Here is a 15,340-nt window from a genome sequence, read left to right as displayed (position 1 = left end):
GGGGTGTCAGAGTTCGCTGTTGAGCTTGTCGGTGACCAGCATGTAGCCGGGCGCGTGGGTGATGCAGAAGGCCGGGCGGGCGGCCACGATGGCCGCCTGCGGCGTGACGCCGCAGGCCCAGAACACCGGCAGTTCATCGTCGTGCACCGCCACTGCATCGCCGTAGTCGGGCTGGTTGATATCGGTAATACCGATCAGGGCGGGGTCGCCGATGTGGATGGGCGCGCCATGCACCTGCGGCGTGCGGGCGGTGATCTGTACCGCGCGGATGGCATCGGCAGCCTTGAGCGGACGCATGGAGACCACCGTGGGACCGGAGAAGACGCCCACCGGCCTGGTCGGGATGTTGGTGCGATACATGGCCACGTTGCGGCCTTCGCTGACGTGGCGCAGCGGGATGCCCTCGGCCAGCAGCGCGTGTTCGAAGGAGAACGAGCAGCCCAGCGCGAAGGTCACCAGGTCGTCGCGCCAGTAGGCGCGCAGGTCGGTGACCTCGCCCACGCGTTCGCCATTGCGCCAGAGGTGATAGCGCGGCACGTCGGTACGGATGTCCAGGTCCTGGCCCAGTCCCGGGATGGCCGGCGAGCCGGGCTCGGAGACGCCCAGCAGCGGACAGGGCACCGGATTGAGCTCGCAGAAACGGCGGAAGTCGTCGGCCAGTGCGGCCGGCAGGATGGCCAGGTTGACCTGCACATGGGCGCTGGCCACGCCACTGGTGTGGCCGGTGAAGTCGCCATGGCGGGCGGCCAGGCGCACTTCCAGTGCGGTCGAATCGGCGGTGAGGGAAATGCTGCGGGGGGCGTGCGGCATGGCGGGCGTTTCAGGCATGGCGGTCTCCGGCGTCGTGCTGGCGCTTGATGATGGGATGGGAATGCCACCGATGGTAGGAGGGGCATCCAGCACGCGTCCAACAAAAAATTTATATCTTTTGTTATCGATTTTTTCGATGACGTCAGCGTTTTTGTTGATTGACTTTTGGTTGTTCCCGTCAGCTGATAGAGGTTTGCCGACTGGCGCGAACCGCGCTGCCTGATGGTGATGGCCGGGGGGATGGCGTCGGATTCAGTCTTCGTCCGCGGTTGACGTGCCGCGCCGTTTGCCCTGGGCGCGCCGGGCATGTTCCAGCGCCGAATCCAGCACCAGTTCGGCCACGCTGGAGCCGGGCTCCTCGCGGTAGCTGGCGTGGATCTGCAGCGGGGGCAGCGTTTCTTCGCAGCGCAGGATGCGCAGCGGCAGGCGGCGGGTCAGTTCACGCATGGCCAGCTTGGGCAGGGTGGCCACGCCGAAGCCGCCCTCCACCAGTTGCACCATGGCCGAGATCGAGGAGATGGCGTGCACCCGGGGCATCGGCAGTCCCGACTCCTGCAGCAGCTGCAGCAGCCCCTGGTGCGGCTGCGAGCCGCGCTGGAAGGTGATGAGGTCGTCGGCCGCCAGTTCTTCCAGCCGGTAGCGACGCGTGCCATGGGTCTCGCGATGGCCGACGAAGACCATCTCCATGGACGCCATGATGCGCGAGCGCACCGCCGTATCGCTGCCCACGATGGAGGTGAAGACCAGGTCCTGGGCGCCGCGCCCGATCTGTTCCATCAGCACCGGCGAGGTTTCCACGGTCAGTTCCAGCGCGAAATCGGGATAGCGGCCGCGGATTTCCTTGAGCCAGCCGGGTAGCCAGCTGTGCACCACCGACTCGATGCTGCCGATGCGCAGCGCCATCGGCCCGGCCGGACTGCCGCCCAGTTCCTGGCGGATCTGGCTTTGCAGCGACAGCAGCTTCACCGCCAGCAACTGGAAGCGCTGGCCCGAGGCGGTGAGTCGGAACTGCTTGGCCCGGCGGTCCAGCAGGACCACGCCCAGTTCTTCTTCCAGCGAGGCGATGCGGCTGGACATGGTCGATTGCGTGATATGCAGCTTTTCGGCGGCGCGGGTGATGCTCTTGAGCGAGGCGGCCCAGTGGAAGGCCTCTACGAAGCGCAGGTTCATGGATAGACGAGGGAAGCGATAGGCGCGCCTAGCCTAACAGATGCGATGCAGATGGAGGGCATCGGTCCTCCCCATGGTACGATAGAAAACCATACGTGAATTACGTATGGTTTGCGGATGAAAGCCGTATTCAAAGAAACGCGACTGTTTGAAAATTGCCGGAGTCAATATCTCTCCGACGACGCCTATGCCGAACTTCAAAAGTTGATGATGAGTAATCCACAAGCGGGAAAGCTGATTGCAGACAGCGGTGGACTGAGGAAGCTGCGCTTCCCCGATGCTCGCCGTTGCAAGGGAAAGCGGGGTGGTTTGCGGATCATCTACTATTTCTGGAACGGAGAAAGTCAGTTCTGGCTGTTGACGATCTACGGCAAGGACGAAATGGACGACCTCACAGCTGAACAGCGCAAGCTGTTTAAGCGTGTGCTCGACGCTGAACTGATGGCAAGGAAAAGATCATGAAGAAAAGAAATCTGTTCGACGAACTGATGGCCGGCGTGGAAGACATGGCCAATGAACGTACGGGAAAGCTCACCTTGCGTACCACCCGCTGCCAACTACCTACCGAGCCGGTCTCGATCACAGCTGAAGAAATCCAGCGGGTCCGACAAAAGGCCCGCGTGTCACAGGCGGTGATGGCGCGTAGCCTGCGCGTCAATGCCCGGACCTATCAGAACTGGGAGCAGGGCGTATCTCGACCGAATGCCCAAGCGGCGGTCTTGCTGAAACTGGTAGACCAGGATCCGGGCCTTTTTGCCCGCATCAGTTCGTTGACCTGATGCACCGTCGGGCCTAGACGTCCCATCCCGCGCTCTTTTCTTGCGCGCCGCACCAATGTTCCCGCCGCTTGACACATCCCGCCCCGATACCTATCCTCCACAGCCATTGGTCTTACCTTTGCGACGCATGCGTCCCAGGCCAGCAAGACGTTGCCGATGCGGCAATGAATCATCCCTACAGGTCTTCACCCCCGACAGCATGTCCTTTGATCCCATCGTCCAGAAATCGATTTCCGAGCAGGTCGCGCAGCGCTTGCTGACCATGATCCGCAGCGGTCTGTTGAAGCCCGACCAGCAACTGCCGCCCGAGCGCGAGCTGGCGGCCATGCTGGGCGTGGGCCGGCCGGCCGTGCGTGAGGCCATCCGCGGGCTGGCACTGCTGGGATTGCTGCGCATCCGCCAGGGCGAGGGGACCTTCGTCAGTTCGCTGGAAACCCGCGAACTGCTGGAACCGCTGGAGATGATCATCGACCTCAATCCCGGCACCCTGGAGGCCTTGTTCGACGCCCGTCTCATCATCGAGACCGGGGTGGCGGCGCTGGCGGCCACGCACATGGAGCAGGCCGAGCTGGACCGGCTGGTGCGCAACGTCGAGGACGAGGCACGCCTGCTGTCGGACCCGGCTGCGTTCTCGGCGGCCGACGTGGAATTCCACGAGGCCATCATCGAGGGCTGCAACAACCCCTTCCTGCAGAGCGTGGCCGGCAGCCTCTACATGCTGGGCAAGAAGAGCCGTTCCATCACTTCGCGCATCCCGGCCACGCTGGAGCGCAGCCTGCAGGACCATCGCGACATCCTTGATGCGCTCAGGGCCCGCGATCCGCAGAAGGCCTCCGAAGCCATGCGCAATCACCTCATGAATGTGCGCGACGCCTACCGCAGCGCCGGTCGCAACCGCGACGAATCGGTGCACGACTGATCAGGCAGCAAGCGTCGCCGTTGCCGCCGGACCGGGTCTCGCCGGACCGGGTCCTGCGGCACTCCACAACGGCGACGTGGCAGGACAGCCGCAGTGCGATTTTCTGCGGCGCCCAGAACACAAGAAGCGATACCGGCAGGGCGCGCAGGGCCGTCCCATGCACAAGCCGGAGCATGAATGATCAACCGTTTATGAACAGGAGAACAGCATGCTGGATCTGGCAGGTAAAGTCGTCTTCATCAGTGGTGCAAGCACCGGCATCGGCGCCGCTGCGGCGCGTGCCTTCGCCGCCCGTGGTTCCCATGTGGTGGTGCACTACAACAGCTCGGCCAAGGAAGCCGAAGCGGTCGCCGCCGAGGTGCGCGCCGCCGGCAGCAAGGCCATCACCATCGGCGCCGACGTGCGCGACAGCGCTGCCATCAATGCCGCCGTGGCCAAGGCGGTGGAGCAGATGGGGCGCATCGACGTGCTCATCAACAACGCTGGCAGCCTGGTTCAGCGCATGCCGCTGGAGCAGGTCACCGATGCCTTGTTCGACGACATCGTCAATATCAATTCCCGCTCGGTGGTGGCCTTCACGCGGGCGGTGATTCCGGTCATGCGCGGCCAGGGCGGCGGCAACATCATCAACGTGACCTCGGTGGCGGCGCGGCATGGCGGCGGCCCGGGTGCGCTGATCTATGCGGCCTCCAAGGGCTTCGTGAGCACCATCACGCGCGGCATGGCCAAGGAATTGCTGGCCGACAAGATCCGTGTCAACGCCGTGGCGCCGGGCGTGATCATGACCCCGTTCCAGGAACGCTTCACCACCCCGGAACAGCTGGAGGGGTTCCGCAAGACCATCCCCATGGGCCGCATCGGCGACCCGGACGAGTGCAGCGGTGCCTTCCTCTACCTGGCCTCGGACCAGATGTCGGGCTATGTGACCGGCCAGATCATCGACGTCAACGGCGGGCAGTACATGCCGTAACGGGGCCGGCCGGTGCCACTGTCAGCCCGGGCCCTGGCGGCGGGCACTGGCATGCCTCTTGCGGGCAGGTGGGGATCATGCACAACGATCCCCACCTGCCCGTTTTCGCTTCCGATGCCCTGGCCGCACCCGGCGGCCTGCTGCGCGACAAGCTGGCGCTGCTGCTGGACTCCACCGGCGAAGGCATCTATGGCATCGACCTGGAGGGCCGGTGTACCTTCATCAATCGCGCCGGCGCCGACATGCTGGGCTATGCCCCGGCCGAGGTGCTGGGACGCAACATGCACGATCTGGTGCACCACAGCCATGAGCACGGCGGTCATTATCCCGAGGCCGACTGCCCCATCCTGAAGGCCTTCCGCAAGGGTGAATCCTGCCGGGTCGATCAGGAAGTGTTCTGGCGCGCCGATGGCAGTTTCTTCCCGACTGAATACTCTTCCTACCAGATCATCGACGGCGGCCAGGTACGCGGTGCGGTGATCACCTTCAGCGATATCTCCAAGCGCCGCCAGGCCGAGGAACAACTGCAGCGCGCCAAGGCCGAGCTGGAAGTGCGGGTGGCCGAGCGCACCCGCGAACTGTCGGCCGCGCTGCGCCAGGTGCGGCAGTTGTCGGCGCATGCCCACTCGGTGCGCGAGGATGAGCGCACCCGTATCGCCCGCGAGATCCACGATGAACTGGGCAGCCTGCTGGTGGCGTTGAAACTGGATGTGAACTGGATGGCCAAGCGCGTCACCGACCTGGAACCGGTGGCCCGCAAGTGTGATGCCATGAGCCGCCTGATCGAGACGGCGGTGGACAATGTGGGGCGCATCATCACCGACCTGCGGCCCAGCATCCTGGATCACCAGGGCCTGATTGCTGCCCTCGAATGGCAGGTGCAGGAGTTCTCGGAAGCCACCGAACTGCCCTGCGAGGTCGAGTTCGATATCGCGCCCGAAGCCTTTCCTCCGGATGGTGCCAAGGCCACGGCGGCGTTTCGCATCTTCCAGGAAATGCTCTCCAACGTGGCGCGTCATGCCCAGGCCACGCGGGTGCGCATCGCCGTGCATCTGAGCCCGTCCGAGCTGCGCATGGAAGTGGAAGACGATGGCGTGGGCGCCCCCCGTACGGCGCTGGAGGCGGCCACCTCCTATGGCGTGATGGGCATGCGCGAGCGGGCCTTGCACTTTGGCGGCGCATTGAGCATTGCTGGTGCGCGTCTTGCACCAGCGAGCGGCAGGCCGGGGACCCTGGTCTGCCTGCGCCTGCCCAGCCACGGCGCTCGGGAGACAGCATGAGTGCCGGCGCCGAGACCATCCGCATCCTCTTGTGCGACGATCATCGCATCGTGCGCGAGGGTCTCAAGCAGATCCTGGCCGATACCCCCGATATCGAGGTCGCCGCCGAATGCGCCAGCGGGCCGGAGGTCTTGCACCGCGCCCGGGTGGAGGCCATCGACCTGGTGCTGCTGGACATCGCCATCCCCCAGCAGGACGGGCTGGACGTGCTGCGCCAGATCAAGCAGGAGATGCCGCGCCTGCCGGTGCTGATGCTGTCCACCTATCCCGAGAAGCAATATGCGGCGCGCTGCTACAAGCTGGGTGCGGCCGGCTATCTCAACAAGAGCGCCGATCCCGAACAACTGGTGGATGCCATCCGCAAGGCCGCCGGCGGTGGTCTCTATGTGAGCGCGCAGATGGCCGAGACGCTGGCCTCCGGCCTGGCCCAGCACGCCGGTGGTGCGCAGCGGGCCGCGCACGAGAGCCTGTCGCACCGCGAATACCAGGTGTTCCAGCTGATCGCTGCCGGCCGCAGCGTGCGGGAGATCGCCGAGCAGCTGGAACTGAGCCCCAATACGGTGAGCACCTATCGCAGCCGCATCCTGGAAAAGACCGGTGCCGCCAATGACGTCGGCATCGCCATGTATGCGGTACGTCACCAGTTGCTGCCGGTCTGACGCGGGTTTGGCCCCGGCTTGTAGTGCCAGCACTACAGGATGTCGTGACAGCATGACGTAGCCCATGAGGCTGGCAAGTCCCTTGCAATGGAGGGTGGTGAAGCAAAGAAATCACCGCACACTCACCAAACGGGGGAATCATGCCGAACGCAGCAGACACCAATCTGTTCCACACCTATGACGCCGAGCGCGCCGGCCAGGGCTGTTCCTGTGGCCGCCACGGCAGCCAGCAGCAACACGATGTCGAGGTCGAAGCACTGCGCCAGCAGCGCGGCCAGGATGTGGAAGCCCTCACCAACGACGTGGTGGAAGAAGCCGTGATGCGTTCGCTCTTCCCGCGGGTGGCCGAGCGCCGCGACTTCCTGCGGGCGGTGGGCCGCAATGCGGCGCGGGCGGCCATTGCCAGCGTGCTGCCGCTGGGTTCGCTGCAGGCCATGGCGCAGGAAAAGAATGGTGCCCTGGAAAAGAAGGACCTCAAGATCGGCTTCATCGCCATCACCTGCGCGGCGCCGCTGATCATGGCCGACCCGCTGGGCTTCTATCGCAAGCAGGGCCTGAACGTGTCGCTCAACAAGACGGCCGGCTGGGCGCTGATCCGCGACAAGATGATCAACAAGGAACATGACGCCTCGCATTTCCTCTCGCCCATGCCCATGGCCATGTCCATGGGGGTGGGCAGCAATGCCAGCCAGATGCGCGTGGCGACCATCCAGAACATCAACGGCCAGGCCATCACGCTGCACAACAAGCACAAGGACAAGCGCGATCCCCGGCAGTGGAAGGGCTTCAAGTTCGCGGTGCCTTTCGAGTATTCGATGCACAACTTCCTGCTGCGCTACTACCTGGCCGAACATGGCCTGGACCCGGACCGCGATGTGCAGATCCGCGTCACGCCGCCGCCGGAGATGGTGGCCAACCTGCGGGCCGGCAACATCGACGGCTTCCTCGGCCCCGATCCCTTCAACCAGCGCGCGGTGTATGACGAGATCGGTTTCATCCACATCCTCTCGCGCGACATCTGGGACGGCCACCCCTGCTGTGCCTTCGGTACGTCGGAAGAATTCATCAAGCAGAACCCCAACACCTTCGCCGCGCTGTTCCGCGCCGTGCTGACCGCCGCCGCGATGGCGCGCGACCCGTCCAACCGTTCGCTGGTGGCCAAGGTGATCTCGCCGGCGGCCTACCTCAACCAGCCCGAGACGGTGGTGGAACAGGTGCTGACCGGGCGCTTTGCCGATGGTCTGGGCAATGTGAAGAATGTGCCGGGCCGTGCCGACTTCGACCCGGTCCCCTGGGATTCGATGGGGGTGTGGATTCTCACGCAGATGAAGCGTTGGGGTTACATCAAGGGCGATATCGACTACAAGGCCATCACCGAAAAGGTGCTGCTGCTGACCGAGGCCAAGAAACACATGAAGGAACTGGGCCAGCCGGTGCCGGAAGGCGCCTATCGCAAGTATTCCATCATGGGCAAGGAGTTCGACGCCAACAAGGCCGAGGCCTACGTCAACAGCTTCGCCATCAAGAGGACCGCATGATGCCGGCCAGGCATCTCGGCTGGCGTGCCGCACTGATCTCGCTGTTGCTGTTGGCGGCGTTGCTGATGGTGTGGCATTTCGCGACGCTGCCGCAGGAGGGCGCGGCCAGTGCTGCCCAGGATGAATACGCCAAGCTGATGGGCAAGAGCAGTGGCGCGGTCAAGCGCGACGGCTTTCCCGGACTGGCGCAGATGGGCGAGACCATCCGCAAGGAGCTGGCCAATCCCTTCTACGACAATGGTCCCAACGACAAGGGCATCGGCATCCAGCTGGCCTATTCGCTGGGCCGGGTCGGACTGGGGTTTGCGATTGCGGCGGTGGTGGCGATTCCGCTGGGTTTCCTGCTGGGCATGTCACCGCTGATGCAGCGCGCCTTGAATCCCTTCATCCAGATCCTCAAGCCCATCTCGCCGCTGGCCTGGATGCCGCTGGCGCTGTACACGATCAAGGATTCGTCGATCTCGGGCGTGTTCGTGATCTTCATCTGCTCGGTCTGGCCGATGCTGATGAATACCGCCTTCGGCGTGGCCTCGGTCCGGCGCGACTGGCTCAACGTGGCCAAGACGCTGGAGGTGTCCTCGTTGCGGCGCGCCTTCCTGGTGATCCTGCCGGCGGCGGCGCCCACCATCCTGACCGGCATGCGCATTTCCATGGGGATCGCCTGGCTGGTGATCGTGGCGGCCGAGATGCTGGTGGGCGGCACCGGAATCGGTTACTTCGTCTGGAACGAATGGAACAACCTGTCGCTGACCAGCGTGATCTTCGCCATCCTGGTCATCGGCGTGACCGGCATGGTGCTGGACCTGATCTTCGCCCGGCTGCAAAGGCTGGTGACCTATGTCGAGTAAATCGAGTACATCGAATGAAGAGGGCAATAGCATGGACCACAATTTCCTGAGCGTGCAGGGGCTCTCGAAACGCTATGCGGCGGGCGCGCCGCCGGTGTTCGAACAGGTTTCCTTCGGTATCGACCGCGGTGAATTCGTCTGCGTGATCGGCCACTCCGGCTGCGGCAAGACCACCATCCTCAACGTGTTGGCGGGGCTGGAAGCGGCCAGCGACGGCGTGGTCATCATGGACCGGCGCGAGATCAAGGGGCCGAGCCTGGATCGCGGCGTGGTGTTCCAGAGCCATGCGCTCATGCCCTGGTTCAGCGTGCTGGGCAACGTGGTGTTCGCGGTTCGTTCGCGCTGGCCGGACTGGTCGCGCGCCAGGGCCGAGGAGCATGCGCGCCGTTTCATCGCGATGGTGGGCCTGAAGGGGGCGGAGCACAAGAAGCCCTCCGAACTCTCGGGCGGCATGAAGCAGCGGGTGGGTATCGCCCGGGCCTTTTCCATCGAGCCCAAGATGCTGCTGATGGATGAACCCTTCGGCGCTCTCGATGCCTTGACGCGAGGCGTGGTGCAGGACGAGCTGTTGAAGATCTGCGCGGCCACCGGGCAGACCGTGTTCATGATCACCCACGACGTGGACGAGGCCATCCTGCTGGCCGACAAGATATTCCTGATGTCCAACGGCCCGCAGGCCTGCATCGCCGAGGTGGTCATCAACACCTTGCCCAAGACCCGCAGCCGGGAAGCCATGCATCACGATCCGCAGTTCTATCGCATCCGCAATCACCTGGTGGACTTCCTGGTGCACCGGTCACGCCAGATCCAGGCGGCCCAGGCCAGCGGCGTACCGCGTCCACCCACGCGCATCGTGATGCCGGGGCTGGAGCAGGCGGTGGCGTGAAAACCGGCAGGGCAGCCCAAGAGATTTCGTCATTGTGTAGCAAGCAGTCGTCACGATCGATGACGCGCACTGCAAGGTGTGTCGTCGATCTTCATCCCGTCCACCCAAAGGAGATAGCCATGGACCGCAACCAAGTCACCCAGAAGATTGTCATCGCCAAGGTCAGCAAGAAGATGACCTGGGCCCAGATCGCCGAGCGCATCGGCCAGAGCAAGGAGTGGACCACCGCTGCCATGCTGGGCCAGATGACCCTCACCGCCAAGCAGGCGGCCACCGCCCAGGAGCTGTTCGAACTCACCGATGAAGAAACCCTGTGGCTGCAGATCGTGCCCTACAAGGGTTCGCTGCCGACCCCGGTGCCGACCGATCCGCTGATCTATCGCTGGTACGAGATCGTCAGCGTCTATGGCAGCACCATCAAGGAACTGATCCACGAAGAGTTCGGCGACGGCATCATGAGCGCCATCGATTTCAAGATGGACATCCAGCGCCAGGCCGATCCCAATGGGGATCGCGTGAATGTGATGCTGTCGGGCAAGTTCCTGCCGTACAAGACCTACTGAGCGGCTGACGCGGAGAGTCACATCGCGTTACAAGGCAGTGAAGCCTAAAGCGGGGCGGCGCGGCTAGAATAGCGCGCATGCTCAAAGACAAGAAACTCTCCGCCTATGCCCCGTCGGCGACCCGCATCCGGGCGCGCTTCGTGGCCATTTCCTGGCGCGACCTGGCCGTCAGCTTCGGTCCCATCATCCTGCTGATCCTGATCGGCGCCTGGCTGGTGATCTGGCTGATCCGGCCGGCGCCGCCGTCTTCGATCACCATTGCCGCCGGTCCCAAGGACAGCAATTTCTGGCGCGTAGCCGAACGCTACAAGGCCATCCTGGCGCGCGATGGCATCCGCCTCGATATCGTCGAGACCGGTGGTTCGCTGGACAATCTGAAGCGCCTGGCCGATCCCGACCAGAGCCTGGACGTCGGCTTCGTGCAGGGCGGCCTGGCCGGTGCGGTGCCGGCCGAGGCACTGGCACCGCTGGTGTCGCTGGGCAGCATTTCCTATGTGCCGGTGTCGGTGTACTACCGCACACCGCCGCCACGCGAGGACGGCAAGCCGGTGCCGCCGCTGCGCCAGTTGTCGGAGCTGGCCGGCAAGCGCATCGCCATCGGCGGCGCCGGTAGCGGTTCCAGCGTGCTGGCCGCGACCCTGCTCAAGGCCAACGGCGTGGAAGAGAGCGGCAACACCCAACTGTTGAACATCGGCGGCGACGAAGCGGCCCAGGCGCTGACCGGCGGCAAGATCGATGCGGCCTTCCTGATGGGCGACTCGGTATCGGTGGCGACCATGGGCAAGCTGCTGCGCGCTCCCGGCATCCGCCTGCTCGATTTCTCCCAGGCCGATGCCTATGTGCGGCGCTTCCGCTATCTCAATACCTTGAAGATGCCCATGGGCGTGTTCGACCTGGCGCGCAACCTGCCGGCCCGCGATACCCAACTGATCGCGCCCACGGCCGAACTGGTGGCGCGCGAGGACTTGCATCCGGCGCTGTCGGACCTGCTGATTGCGGCCGCCCGCGAGGTGCATGGCAAGGCCAACGTGATGCAGAAGGCGGGGGAATTCCCGGCGCCGCTGGAGCATGAATATCCGATCAGCGACGATGCGGCGCGCTACTACAAGTCCGGCAAGACCTTCTTCTACCGCACCCTGCCATTCTGGATGGCCAGCCTGGTGGACCGGGCGGTGGTGATCGTGCTGCCGGTGATCCTGCTGCTCATCCCGGGTATCCGCCTGGTGCCGATGCTCTATGGCTGGCGCGTGCGTTCGCGCATCTATCGCTGGTATGGCGAGCTGATCTCGCTGGAACGCGGTCTGTCCCGCGAATCGCCGGAAGACCAGGCCGAGATGCTCAGGCGCCTGGACGAGATCGAGATCGCGGTGAACCGGATGAAGATGCCGCTGGCCTTTGCCGACCAGTTCTATGTGCTGCGGGAACACATCGGCTTCGTGCGGGCGCGTCTGGCGGCCGGTGTGGCTTAGGCGCCACGGCCGGGAATGCAGAAGGGACGGGCTGTTGCAGGCTCGCCAAGCGAATCACAGTACTGTATAAAAAATACTGTGTATTCATACAGTGCTTGTGCTAAAGTGAAGCCTCCAATCGACAAGAAGAGGAATCGCTGCCATGACACACTTTGATCTTGCTTCCGACAATCGCTTCGCTGTTGCATCTTCCAGCCCGTCTTCGCTGGCGATCCGCCTGGGTCGTCGCGAAATCTTCATCTGCCGTGACACCTATGTGCGCCGTTATCGCGTCAATCCGGTGATCGAGTGCAGCGCCGGCATCGAGCCCGGCCATGTGGAAATCCTGTTGTTGCGCCGTTGGCTGGTGGTGCTGTCGAAAGCCCGCTACTGATGCGGCGCGCCCTCGACTGGCTGGTGGTCGACGCGCTGGGACGGGCGGCCTGCGTGGATCAGCGGGTGCTGACGTCGCCGCTGCCTGCGGCCGTGTCCGCTGCCGCCGCTGCCAACGATGACTCCATGCTGGGGAAGGTCACCAGGTGCGTGACGTCCAGCTTGATGCCTATCCACTCCCCCACCGCGTGATCGTGGTGGGAGGGTGCCAGCGACAGCAGTTGCTGCCCATTCTCCAGCGCCAGCGTGTAGAGAAATTCCGCTCCCCTGAATGATTTGCGAACGACCTGCGCCTTGAAGGGCGAGGCGTCGTCATGCATCACATCGTCGGCCCGCAGCAGCACGTCCACCTGGGCGTCTGCCTGGTGGAGGAGCGGGTTGTGCAAGGGCATGCCGCGCAACAGGCCGGCTGCGGTCTGCACTTCGATCTCTCCCTCGCGTCCGTCACTGCCTGAGCCCGGGGTGGGTGTCTTCATCAGTGTTCCCTGCAGCAGCACGCCGTGGCCGATGAAGTCCGCCGCGAAGCGGGTGGCCGGGCGATGGTAGAGCGCGTAGGGCGTATCCCACTGTTCCAGCCGGCCTTGCCGCATCACCCCCACCACGTCGGCCACGGCAAAGGCTTCCATCTGGTCGTGCGTGACCATCAGGGCGGTGGTGCCGGTGCGCTTGAGGATGTCGCGCACATCGTGCGCCAGGCGTTCGCGCAATTCCACATCCAGGCTGGAAAACGGTTCGTCCAGCAACAGCAGGCGTGGCTGCGGCGCCAGTGCCCGTGCCAGGGCGATGCGCTGCTGCTGGCCGCCGGAGAGCTGGTGCGGGAACTTGCCGTCCGACCCGGACAGACCGACCAGTTCCAGCATGTCCGCCACCACCTGCCCGCGCTGGCCGCGTGCCATGCCGCGCAGGCCGAAGCCGATGTTGGCCGCCACATCCAGATGCGGGAACAGCGCGAAATCCTGAAACACCATGCCGATGCGGCGCTCCTCGGCCGCCACCCGGATGCCATCCCCTTCCAGCAATGCCCCGGCCAGCCGGATGCGGCCGGCCTGCGCCGGCTCCAGCCCGGCCACGGCGCGCAGCAGGCTGGTCTTGCCGCTGCCGGAGGGGCCGATCAGCGCACCCAACTCGCCCGGCTGCAGGCGCAGCGAGACGTCGTCGACAGCGGCGGAGGGGGTGCGGGGATAGCGGATGCTGAGGTGCTCGACTTCCAGAAACATGGAGATGCCCGGTGAAATGGTTACAATTCGCGATTGCCTGAGGGTGTGCAGTGTAGCGCAAGCCCCGGCGTCGTCCATCCTGGCGTATTCCCATTTTCGGTCGTTTCCTTTTTTATGCACATCATTGGTTTGCTCGCTGTCTTGATCGCCTTGCCGCTGCTGGGCATCCTCGCTGCCTGGTTCGGCCTGGATGCGGCGGGCGTGGACGGTCTGCGCCAGCAGATGCAGACCGTCCTGCCTGGTTACCTGGCGACCTCCGGCTGGCTGGCGCTGATGGTGCCGCTGGGCGTGGTGCTGGTGGGCGGTGCGGCTGCTGTGACGGTGAGCCTGTTCGAATTTCCCGGACGGCGCTGGCTGTCCTGGGCCTTGCTGCTGCCCATGGCAATGCCGGCCTATGTCTCGGCCTATGCCTATACCGATTTCCTGCAATATGCCGGGCTGGTGCAGAGCACGCTGCGTGGCTGGTTCCCGGGCTGGCGCATGGATGTGCGCGGCTTGCCGGGGGCCATTTGCATGTTCGTCTTCACGCTCTATCCCTATGCCTATCTGCTGGCGCGCAATGCGCTGTCCGAACGCGGCAACCACCTGATGGAGGCGGCCCGCATGCTGGGCACGCCCCTGGCCGAGCGCATCGTGCGCGTGGCGCTGCCGCTGGCGCGCCCGGCACTGGCGGCCGGGGCTGCGCTGGCGTTGATGGAGACGCTGGCGGACTACGGCGTGTCGGCCTATTTCGGCCTGACCACCTTTACCACCGGCATCTACAAGGCCTGGGTGGTGCTGGACGACCGCATCGCGGCGGCCCAGTACGCCTCCTTGTTGCTGCTGTTCGTGGCGGTGCTGCTGTGGCTGGAGCGCCGCGAGCAGGGCCGCATGCGCTTTGCCGCCACCCGTGGCGCGCGCAGCGCCGACGCCGGTGACAGCGCCGAGGGCGCCCGCCCGCCGCTGGCGGCCGGGCCGACGGTGCTGGCCTGGCTGGTGTGCGGCCTGCCGGTGGTGGCGGGGTTCCTGCTGCCGGTGGGCATCCTGCTACACCTGTGGTGGGGCGAGGTGGGCCGTGAGGTGAATCATGAAGCCAGCGTCGCCTTCGACCTCGCTCGCTATGCCGGCTGGGTGTGGAACAGTTTCCGCTTCGGCGGCATGGCGGCGCTGGCGGCCATCGTGCTGGCGCTGGCCCTGTGCTTCGCGCTGCGTGCCGGTGGCCTGCCGCGCCTGCAGGGGGCGCTGTTGCGCCTGACGGCGCGGCTGGCCGGCATGGGCTATGCGATTCCCGGATCGGTGATCGCGGTGGGCATCCTGCTGCCGGTGGCCTGGCTGCAGGCGCGGTGGCCGGCGGCTGGTCTGGGGGTGCTGCTCACGGCCAGCTCGCTGGGCGTGATCTATGCGTATCTGGTACGCTTCACGGCGGTTGCGGTGCAGTCGGTGGAGTCTGGCTATACCCGCATCCCGGCCAGTCTCGATGAAGCGGCGCGCACCCTGGGCAGTTCGCGCGCGGCCATTGCCTGGCGCCTGCACCTGCCCTTGCTGTGGCGTTCGCTGGCGGTGGCGGCCCTGATGGTGTTCGTCGATGTGGTCAAGGAACTGCCGGCGACCCTGCTGTTGCGCCCCTTCGATACCGACACCCTGGCCGTGATCGCGCACAACCTGGCGCGTGACGAGCGCCTGGGCGAAGCGGCGCTGCCGGCGCTGTCCATCGTGCTGGTGGGACTGGCGCCGGTGCTGCTGGTGATGCGGGCGCTGGACGGCGGGCGCGGACGGCACTTGCAAAGCGACAGTACGCCCGCATAACGGTCAGACCGATCACACGGATCAGACCGACCAGATCAAATACGGACGCCGCCGGGGGCAGCGTCCATGCAATGG

Annotated in this window: 16 protein-coding genes; 13 read left to right on the top strand and 3 right to left on the bottom strand. The window is 65.0% G+C overall.

The genetic code is table 11. The features are described from left to right. Nucleotides 1-6: 6 nt before the first annotated feature. Both I5R65_RS19075 and I5R65_RS19070 read right to left on the bottom strand, forming a co-directional pair. Nucleotides 7-828, bottom strand: coding sequence for a putative hydro-lyase (locus I5R65_RS19075; RefSeq protein ID WP_180670414.1), 822 nt, complete (start codon nucleotides 826-828; stop codon nucleotides 7-9). Nucleotides 829-1,062: 234 nt separating this feature from the next. Further along, on the bottom strand, nucleotides 1,063-1,980 hold the full coding sequence (locus I5R65_RS19070; protein WP_180670412.1) for a LysR family transcriptional regulator: 918 nt from the start codon (nucleotides 1,978-1,980) through the stop codon (nucleotides 1,063-1,065). 117 nt (nucleotides 1,981-2,097) lie between these two features. On the opposite strand from I5R65_RS19070, the gene I5R65_RS19065 reads away from it, so the two are divergent. The 12 genes from I5R65_RS19065 to I5R65_RS19010 all read left to right on the top strand — a co-directional run bounded on the left by I5R65_RS19065 (nucleotide 2,098) and on the right by I5R65_RS19010 (nucleotide 12,264). Then, nucleotides 2,098-2,442 carry a toxin gene (locus I5R65_RS19065; protein WP_180670410.1) on the top strand — a complete coding sequence of 115 codons (345 nt, stop codon included), beginning with the start codon at nucleotides 2,098-2,100 and terminating at the stop codon, nucleotides 2,440-2,442. Beyond that, complete coding sequence (locus I5R65_RS19060; protein WP_180670408.1) at nucleotides 2,439-2,759, top strand: DNA-binding transcriptional regulator; 321 nt, start codon at nucleotides 2,439-2,441, stop codon at nucleotides 2,757-2,759. The genes I5R65_RS19065 and I5R65_RS19060 overlap by 4 nt, the downstream gene beginning before the upstream one ends. 199 nt (nucleotides 2,760-2,958) lie before the next feature. Then, nucleotides 2,959-3,678 (top strand): FadR/GntR family transcriptional regulator, encoded by a 720-nt coding sequence (locus I5R65_RS19055; RefSeq protein ID WP_180670406.1) that lies wholly within the window; start codon nucleotides 2,959-2,961, stop codon nucleotides 3,676-3,678. Between the two features lie 208 nt (nucleotides 3,679-3,886). Then, nucleotides 3,887-4,648 (top strand): SDR family NAD(P)-dependent oxidoreductase, encoded by a 762-nt coding sequence (locus tag I5R65_RS19050; RefSeq protein ID WP_180670404.1) that lies wholly within the window; start codon nucleotides 3,887-3,889, stop codon nucleotides 4,646-4,648. 77 nt (nucleotides 4,649-4,725) lie between these two features. Next, a complete protein-coding gene (locus tag I5R65_RS19045; RefSeq protein ID WP_180670402.1) occupies nucleotides 4,726-5,928 on the top strand; it encodes a PAS domain-containing sensor histidine kinase in 1,203 nt (400 codons plus the stop codon). Continuing rightward, complete coding sequence (locus I5R65_RS19040; protein WP_180670400.1) at nucleotides 5,925-6,587, top strand: response regulator transcription factor; 663 nt, start codon at nucleotides 5,925-5,927, stop codon at nucleotides 6,585-6,587. Before I5R65_RS19045 ends, I5R65_RS19040 begins: the two co-directional genes overlap by 4 nt. Before the next feature lie 140 nt (nucleotides 6,588-6,727). Beyond that, nucleotides 6,728-8,125 carry a CmpA/NrtA family ABC transporter substrate-binding protein gene (locus I5R65_RS19035; RefSeq protein WP_180670398.1) on the top strand — a complete coding sequence of 466 codons (1,398 nt, stop codon included), beginning with the start codon at nucleotides 6,728-6,730 and terminating at the stop codon, nucleotides 8,123-8,125. Beyond that, nucleotides 8,122-8,973 carry a nitrate ABC transporter permease gene (ntrB, locus tag I5R65_RS19030; RefSeq protein WP_180670396.1) on the top strand — a complete coding sequence of 284 codons (852 nt, stop codon included), beginning with the start codon at nucleotides 8,122-8,124 and terminating at the stop codon, nucleotides 8,971-8,973. The genes I5R65_RS19035 and ntrB overlap by 4 nt, the downstream gene beginning before the upstream one ends. Before the next feature lie 31 nt (nucleotides 8,974-9,004). Then, the gene (locus I5R65_RS19025; protein ID WP_102663366.1) at nucleotides 9,005-9,859 is read left to right on the top strand and encodes an ABC transporter ATP-binding protein; all 855 of its coding nucleotides are present in this window, start codon (nucleotides 9,005-9,007) and stop codon (nucleotides 9,857-9,859) included. A gap of 119 nt (nucleotides 9,860-9,978) precedes the next feature. Beyond that, entirely contained in the window at nucleotides 9,979-10,422 is a 444-nt protein-coding gene (cynS, locus tag I5R65_RS19020) for a cyanase (RefSeq protein ID WP_180670394.1), read from the top strand. A gap of 77 nt (nucleotides 10,423-10,499) precedes the next feature. Next, nucleotides 10,500-11,891: a TAXI family TRAP transporter solute-binding subunit gene (locus tag I5R65_RS19015; protein WP_180670392.1), complete on the top strand. Its 1,392-nt coding sequence runs from the start codon at nucleotides 10,500-10,502 to the stop codon at nucleotides 11,889-11,891. Nucleotides 11,892-12,033: 142 nt separating this feature from the next. Then, complete coding sequence (locus I5R65_RS19010; RefSeq protein WP_180670390.1) at nucleotides 12,034-12,264, top strand: hypothetical protein; 231 nt, start codon at nucleotides 12,034-12,036, stop codon at nucleotides 12,262-12,264. Nucleotides 12,265-12,322: 58 nt separating this feature from the next. On the opposite strand, the gene I5R65_RS19005 is transcribed toward I5R65_RS19010, so the two are convergent. Then, nucleotides 12,323-13,480, bottom strand: coding sequence for an ABC transporter ATP-binding protein (locus I5R65_RS19005; protein WP_180670388.1), 1,158 nt, complete (start codon nucleotides 13,478-13,480; stop codon nucleotides 12,323-12,325). A gap of 114 nt (nucleotides 13,481-13,594) precedes the next feature. Here I5R65_RS19005 and I5R65_RS19000 point away from each other — a divergent pair, with 114 nt between their 5' ends. After that, nucleotides 13,595-15,265, top strand: a complete 1,671-nt coding sequence (locus I5R65_RS19000) for an iron ABC transporter permease (protein WP_180670386.1) — start codon at nucleotides 13,595-13,597, stop codon at nucleotides 15,263-15,265. Nucleotides 15,266-15,340 lie beyond the last annotated feature (75 nt).

The sequence above is a fragment of the Herbaspirillum sp. AP02 genome, assembly GCF_015767275.1.
Classification (GTDB): Bacteria; Pseudomonadota; Gammaproteobacteria; order Burkholderiales; family Burkholderiaceae_D; genus Herbaspirillum.
This window is presented reverse-complemented; position numbering and strand designations above follow the sequence as displayed.